Consider the following 6000-nt stretch of genomic DNA (forward strand, 5'->3'; position numbering starts at 1 on the left):
GGTGTGAACTGTAGGCACGAGCGCAGCGTCGGGCTCTCGCGGCGACCACCCCCGCCGCATCACCGCGTCGCGCTCCCCACCCCGAGTCGCGTACGCCGCGACCTCCGGGAGTCACCGTGCTCGCTAGCGTCCCCCAGCTCCAGGCCTCCGCGCTGCGTCACGCCGCGACGGGCCTGTCGACCGCCGCCACGCTGCTGGCCGGGCGGGGCAGGCGCCCCGCCGACACCTGGCCGGGCCTGCCCCAGCTGCCCGCCACCTGGGTGGCCGATCCGGAAAGCCGGATCAGCACCGCCACCCAGCGCTTCACGGTTCACCGGCGCGGCACCACCGAGATCCAGCTGCACTCCGTGCTCGGCTTCGACGAGGACAGCCTGGAGCGGCAGATCGCCCGGATCAACCTCGGCCCGTTTCGGGTGCGGGTCAGCGCGGGCACCACCTGGCGCGGCTTCGAAGCCCGCTGGGCCTGCGACGACGTCGCGCACCGGCTGGTCTGCCGCGGCCCGCGGCGCCTCGCCGACTTCCTCGACCTGCTCCTCGGCCTCGACTGGGAGTGACCGCCGGGCGGCCTCGGCCGGGACCGACCACGCCGACCTCCGCCGCACCGCCTCGACGGCCCGTGTGGACAGCAGCTGCGGTCGTCCGCCGTGGCCGGAGCGGACTCCCCCGATGTCCCACCGTCCTGCGATCATGTCCGGCGTGAGCGGTGTGGTGGCAGAGCTGGTCGGGGCCGTGCGGGTGCCGGGAGAGCCCGGTGTCGACGATCGCCCGCGGATGCTGACCGGCCCAGGGCGTCGGCCGCTGGTGCTGGTGCGCAAGGACGTCGAACTCGCCGTGTACGACCTGGGCGGGCTGTGTGCCGGCGACCTGACGCCCACGGCGGTGTTCCCCACCCCGTGGCCGCGCGCCGTCGGCGGGACCGTCGCGGTGAGCCCCGACCTGGCGTACGCGATATTCCCCGGGGTGCACGCCGTGCGGGCCGTCGAGCCGAGCGGGCGCCTGCGCTGGGAGGTCCGGCATACCTGCTGGGCAGGCCTCTGCCTGGGCTACCACGAGTCGTACGCGGAATACGCCGACGATCCTGAGCATCGCTACCCCGACAGTGGATCGAGCTGGGTCGGCCACGACGGCACGACGGTATGGGTGCACGTGCGCGGCCCGCTACCCGGCGACGACCGGCCCGAGGACGACGACCCGCGAACAAGCCGCGAAACCTGGCTGGCGCTCGCCGCCGACGACGCGCGCGTGCTCGCCCGCGCGGCCACCGGCACCTACGCGGCGGGCTCCCATCACGTCCCCCACCCCGACCCGGCGGTGATGGGACTCGGCGTCGGCGAGGGGCAGGACGGCTCGCCGCTGCTCTGGGGGCGGCTGCACCAGGGCGGCCTCGACGTACGGCGCTTCGGCGACGATGCATACGTGCTGGTCGGCGTCTCGCCCGACGGGCGGCGGTTCGTCACCATCGACCACGCCTCGGGCGAGGAACTCGCCGTGCACCGGCACCCCGACGGCACGGTCACCGGCATCCTCTTCGCCGACCGGTCGCCATACGGCGACCCCGCGGCCGACGTGGGCCACCGTCGCTGGGATCTCATGAACCACGGCTTCCTCGACGACCGGGTGATGGCCGCCGCCACAAGCGTGAGCCACGGAGACGATCCGGTACGGCACTGGCTCGTCGACGTCGTCACGCTCGGCGGCGAGGGCCCGATCAGCTACCCGCACCCGGTGCGGGCCCACCCGTTCGGCGTCGGCGGCGGACTCTGGGTGACCCTCGACGAGTTCGACCTGCACGTCTGGCGGCGCGCACCGGCCCGGTGACTCAGTCGAACAGGCGGCCGAGGTGCGAGCCCTGGCCGAACGCGACCACGTGCGCCTGGTCCAGCGGCATCCACCGCAGGTCGAAGCGGATCGGGTCGTGCGCGCCGTCGCCGGTCTCGTACGCCGTCCAGCTCTCGGGGACCTCGTCGGCGTCGACGGCCAGTTCGTAGAAGTGGCGCACATGCACCGCGTCGTGTGCGGGGCGCGCGTCGTACTCGCCGACGCCCAGGTAGCGGACCAGGCGCAGGCCGGCGAGCCCGGTCTCCTCGTACGCCTCGCGCAGCACCGCGTCCTCGGGCAGCTCGCCAGGCTGGATCGTGCCCGCGGGCACCTGCAGCCCGGCCAGCGCGAGCGTGTCGTGGTCGCCGTGGGCGAACACCACCACCCGCCCGTCGCGCACGATGTACGCGACGACCTTGCCGACCCGCTTCACGAGAAGAACACCCTGGTCACCGTCTCGGCGACGCAGCAGGGCTTGGCGGAGCGGTCGGTCTCGATCGCCATCCGGGCGGTGACCTGCACCCCGCCGCCGGCCTCCTCGACGGAGGCGAGCGTCGCGGTCAGCCGCACCGAGGCCCCCACCGGCACCGGAGCGGGGAAGCGCACCTTGTTCAGCCCGTAGTTGACGACCATCCGCGCGCCCTCGAACCGGTACAGGTCGCGTACCAGCAGAGGCAGCAGCGACAGGGTGAGGTATCCGTGCGCGATGGTCCCGCCGAACGGCCCCGCCGCGGCGCGCGCCGGATCGGTGTGGATCCACTGGTCGTCGCCGGTCGCCTCGGCGAAGGTGTCGACCCGGGCCTGCTCGACCGGGTGCCACGGGCCGGGCCCGATGCTCTGCCCGACGGCCTCGGCCAGGTCGGCGGCGGAACTGAACACTCTCACGGCACACCTCCGGATCACGGCTGAACCTGGTGATCGTAAAGCGCCGTGAACCGGACATGGGGATGGGCTGCCCGCGCCGTCGGGCAGCCCATCGAGGGTGGGTCACGGCCCGAAGGGAGACGGCCGTGACCCGGTGGTCGGTTACGGCGTGCTGCAGCTGAAGCCGTACGCCGTGCTGCTGTCGCCGTTGGGCCGGGCGACCTGGAACCCGAACGTGGTGCTCGCGCCAGGGGCGAGAGTGCCGTTGTACGGGGCGTTCTTCGCCGTCGCGGTGCCGCCGCTGTTGGTGATCACACCGTTCCACTGGCCGACGAGCGTGTGGTTCGGCGGCAGGGTGAAGGTCACGGTCCAGCTGGTGATCGCCGAGGTGCCGGTGTTGGTGACGGTGATCGGCTGCATGACGTAGCCGCCGTTCCACTGCGTCTGCACGGTCGCGGTGACCGAGCAGCCGCCACCCGTGCCGCCACCGGTCGTGGTGACCGTGACGGTGTTCGACACCGCGGAGACGTTGCCGGCCGCGTCCCGGGCCTGGACCTGGTACCGGTAGGACGTGTTCGCCGACAGGCCGGTGTTGCTGAACGAGGCGGTCGTCGACGTGCCGACCTGCGTGAACGAACCGCCGGAGGTGCCCGGCGCGCGCAGGATGTCGTACCCGGTGACCGCCACGTTGTCGGTGGAGGCGGTCCAGGTCAGGTTGGTGCTGCTGGACGTGGTGCCCGAGGCGGCCAGGTTGCTCGGCGTGCTCGGGGCCTGGGTGTCGCCGGTGCCGCCGTCGGTCGTGGTGACCGTGACGGTGTTGGACACCGCCGAGGTGTTTCCGGCCGCGTCACGGGCGCGGACCTGGTAGCGGTACGACGTGTTCGCCGACAGGCCGGTGTTGCTGAACGAGGCGGTCGTCGACGTGCCGACCTGCGTGAACGAACCGCCGGAGGTGCCCGGCGCGCGCAGGATGTCGTACCCGGCCACGCCGACGTTGTCCGTCGAGGCGGTCCAGGACAGGTTCACGCCGCTCGACGTGATGCCCGAGGCGGCCAGGTTGCTCGGCGTGCTCGGGGCCTGGGTGTCGGTGGTGCCGTTGTCGAGCGCGTTGTGCACCGCCGTGTACGCCGGTTTCTGCTGGTAGTTCGCGTCGTAGAGCAGCGCCGCGCCCTCGCTGGGGAACGTGTCCGGCACCCACGAGTACTTGTCGGTGAAGCCCCAGACGGTGACGCCCGCGCAAGCGGGGACCGCCATGCAGGCGTTGATCACGTTGCTGTAGTAGGTCGCCTGGGTGGTGTCCTTGGCCGAGGTGCGCGGCATCACGATACGAATGTCGACCTCGGTGATCCGGACCTGCACGCCCAGCGCCGCGAAGCGCTGCAGGTTCTGCTGCAGGTCGCTCGGGAAGCCGTACTGCGTGGCCAGGTGGGTCTGGAAGCCGACGCAGTCGACCGGCACGTTCTGCGCCCGCAGCGACTGGACCAGGTTGTACATCGCGGTGCTCTTGGCGTTGATGCCCTCGACGTTGTAGTCGTTGATGCACAGGCGGGCGTCGGGGTCGGCGGCGCGGGCGTAGCGGAACGCGTCGGCGATGAAGCTCTGGCCCAGCGTGTTGTACCAGAAGCTGGACCGGAAACTGCCGTTCTCCTCGAACACCTCGTTCACCACGTCCCACGACACCACGTTCGCGTTGTTGGCGTAGCGGCCGACGAGCGTGGAGATGTGGTCCTGCATCGCCGAGCGCATCGCGCTGGCGCCCAGGCCCTGCACCCAGCCCGGGGTCTGGTTGTGCCAGACCAGGGTGTGCCCGTGGACCTGCTGGTTGTTGGCGACCGCGAAGTTGACGATCTGATCCGCGCCGCTGAAGTTCCAGTTGTTGTCCGACGACTCCGTGGCGTCCCACTTCATCGCGTTCTCGGCGGTGATCTGGTTGAACTCCGTCTGCGCGATGGTGCGGTAGGCCGACTCGTTGGCCAGCGGGCTGGTGGCCGCCGCGAAGCCGATGAACTTGCCGCGGGCCGCGGCGTGAGTGCGCAGGGGCCCGGAGGCGCTGGCGGGCGTGGCCGACAGCACCGGCACCGCGAACGCCGACAGCAGCGCCACCACGGCGAGCTGGACGAGGCGGCGGCGTGCTCTCTGGACGGGGACGCGTGGGGGCGTCATGGGTGTCCTCCTCATGATGGCGGAGCGTCAGTGCCGTGCCCCGAAGCAGCCTCGCCCGCGTGGATCAGTGCGACGTCTGGTCCGGGCAGGGGACGTCGGCGGTGAAGGACACTCGATATAGGACACGGCACACATCGATGGAAGCGCTCCCATATTGCGCCCCGCCATCGCCTGAAGTCAATAACTTCCGGAAACTATCGGCGGGCGATCAGGAGCGCGGCGGCGCGGTGCTGTCGCGGACGACCAGCTCGGTGGCCAGCTCGATGCGCGGGCTCTCGATCTTCTCGCGCTGGGCCAGACGCAGCAGCGTGCGCGCGGCGACCATGCCCATCTCCGCGAGGGGCTGCCGGACGCTGGTCAGCGGCGGCGACGACCAGCGGACCTCGGGCAGGTCGTCGAAGCCGACGACGCTGATGTCGTCGGCCACGCGCAGGCCGCGGCGGCGGATGGCCTCGTAGACGCCCAGGGCCATCTGGTCGCTGGAGGCGAAGATGGCGGTCGGCGGGTCGGCCTGCTCCAGCAGCACGGTGCCGCCCGCGTACCCCGACTCGTGGTAGAAGTCGCCCTGGTAGAACAGGCTGTCGTCGACGGGCAGCCCGGCGGACTCCAGGCCGGCCCGGAAACCGTCCAGCCGGGCCCGGCTGCACATCAGGCGCGGCGGGCCGGCGATGAAGCCGATGCGGGTGTGGCCGAGCCCGATGAGGTATTCGGTGGCCCGCAGGCCGCCGGCCCAGTTGGTCGCGCCGATCGTCGGGGCGTCCATCGTCGACACCCCGGCCGGGTCGACGATGACGACGGGGATGTTGAGGCGGCGCAGCTCGGCCTGCAGCGGCGGTTCCAATGCCGACGCCACGAAGATGACGCCCTCGGTCGCCCGCGCGCGCATGTTGTCCATCCACTGCTTCGCCGAGGCGGAGCGGCGGTGGATGGCCGAGACGACGGTGCCGATGCCGGCGGCGTGGGCGACGTCCTCGACGCCGCGGATGATCTCGACGGCCCAGGGGCTGTCGAGGTCGTTGAAGACGAGGTCGACGAGTCCGGAGCTGGCTCGCATGCTGGCCGGGCGGCGGCGGTAGCCGTGGCGGGTGAGCAGTTCCTCGACGCGTTCGCGGGTCTGCGGGGAGACGTCGGAGCGGCCGTTGATGACGCGCGAGA

The 6000-nt window shown here is 71.7% G+C and carries 6 protein-coding genes; 2 read left to right on the forward strand and 4 right to left on the reverse strand.

What is annotated here, in order from left to right:
* The first annotated feature begins 116 nt into the window (after positions 1–116).
* Both AB0B66_RS26000 and AB0B66_RS26005 read left to right on the forward strand, forming a co-directional pair.
* Entirely contained in the window at positions 117–554 is a 438-nt protein-coding gene (locus AB0B66_RS26000; protein ID WP_360534759.1) for a hypothetical protein, read from the forward strand.
* A gap of 142 nt (positions 555–696) precedes the next feature.
* Positions 697–1818, forward strand: coding sequence for a hypothetical protein (locus AB0B66_RS26005; protein WP_360534761.1), 1122 nt, complete (start codon positions 697–699; stop codon positions 1816–1818).
* A gap of 1 nt (position 1819) precedes the next feature.
* Here the strand turns inward: AB0B66_RS26005 and AB0B66_RS26010 are convergent, their stop codons facing one another.
* From AB0B66_RS26010 to AB0B66_RS26025, 4 genes are all read right to left on the reverse strand, one after another.
* Positions 1820–2251 (reverse strand): NUDIX domain-containing protein, encoded by a 432-nt coding sequence (locus AB0B66_RS26010; protein ID WP_360534763.1) that lies wholly within the window; start codon positions 2249–2251, stop codon positions 1820–1822.
* Positions 2248–2703, reverse strand: a complete 456-nt coding sequence (locus AB0B66_RS26015; protein WP_360534765.1) for a MaoC family dehydratase — start codon at positions 2701–2703, stop codon at positions 2248–2250. Before AB0B66_RS26015 ends, AB0B66_RS26010 begins: the two co-directional genes overlap by 4 nt.
* A gap of 141 nt (positions 2704–2844) precedes the next feature.
* On the reverse strand, positions 2845–4845 hold the full coding sequence (locus tag AB0B66_RS26020; protein ID WP_360534767.1) for an endo-1,4-beta-xylanase: 2001 nt from the start codon (positions 4843–4845) through the stop codon (positions 2845–2847).
* 208 nt (positions 4846–5053) lie between these two features.
* Positions 5054–6000 (reverse strand): LacI family DNA-binding transcriptional regulator (locus tag AB0B66_RS26025; RefSeq protein WP_360534769.1); only part of this gene is annotated, 947 nt, incomplete at its 5' end.

This window comes from Catellatospora sp. NPDC049111 (genome assembly GCF_040648615.1).
GTDB lineage: Bacteria > Actinomycetota > Actinomycetes > Mycobacteriales > Micromonosporaceae > Catellatospora > Catellatospora aurea.

What these genes read in the sequence shown, in the direction of transcription:
- AB0B66_RS26020 (WP_360534767.1), bottom strand. Translation starts at nt 4,845, where the DNA reads ATGACGCCCCCACGCGTCCCCGTCCAGAGAGCACGCCGCCGCCTCGTC.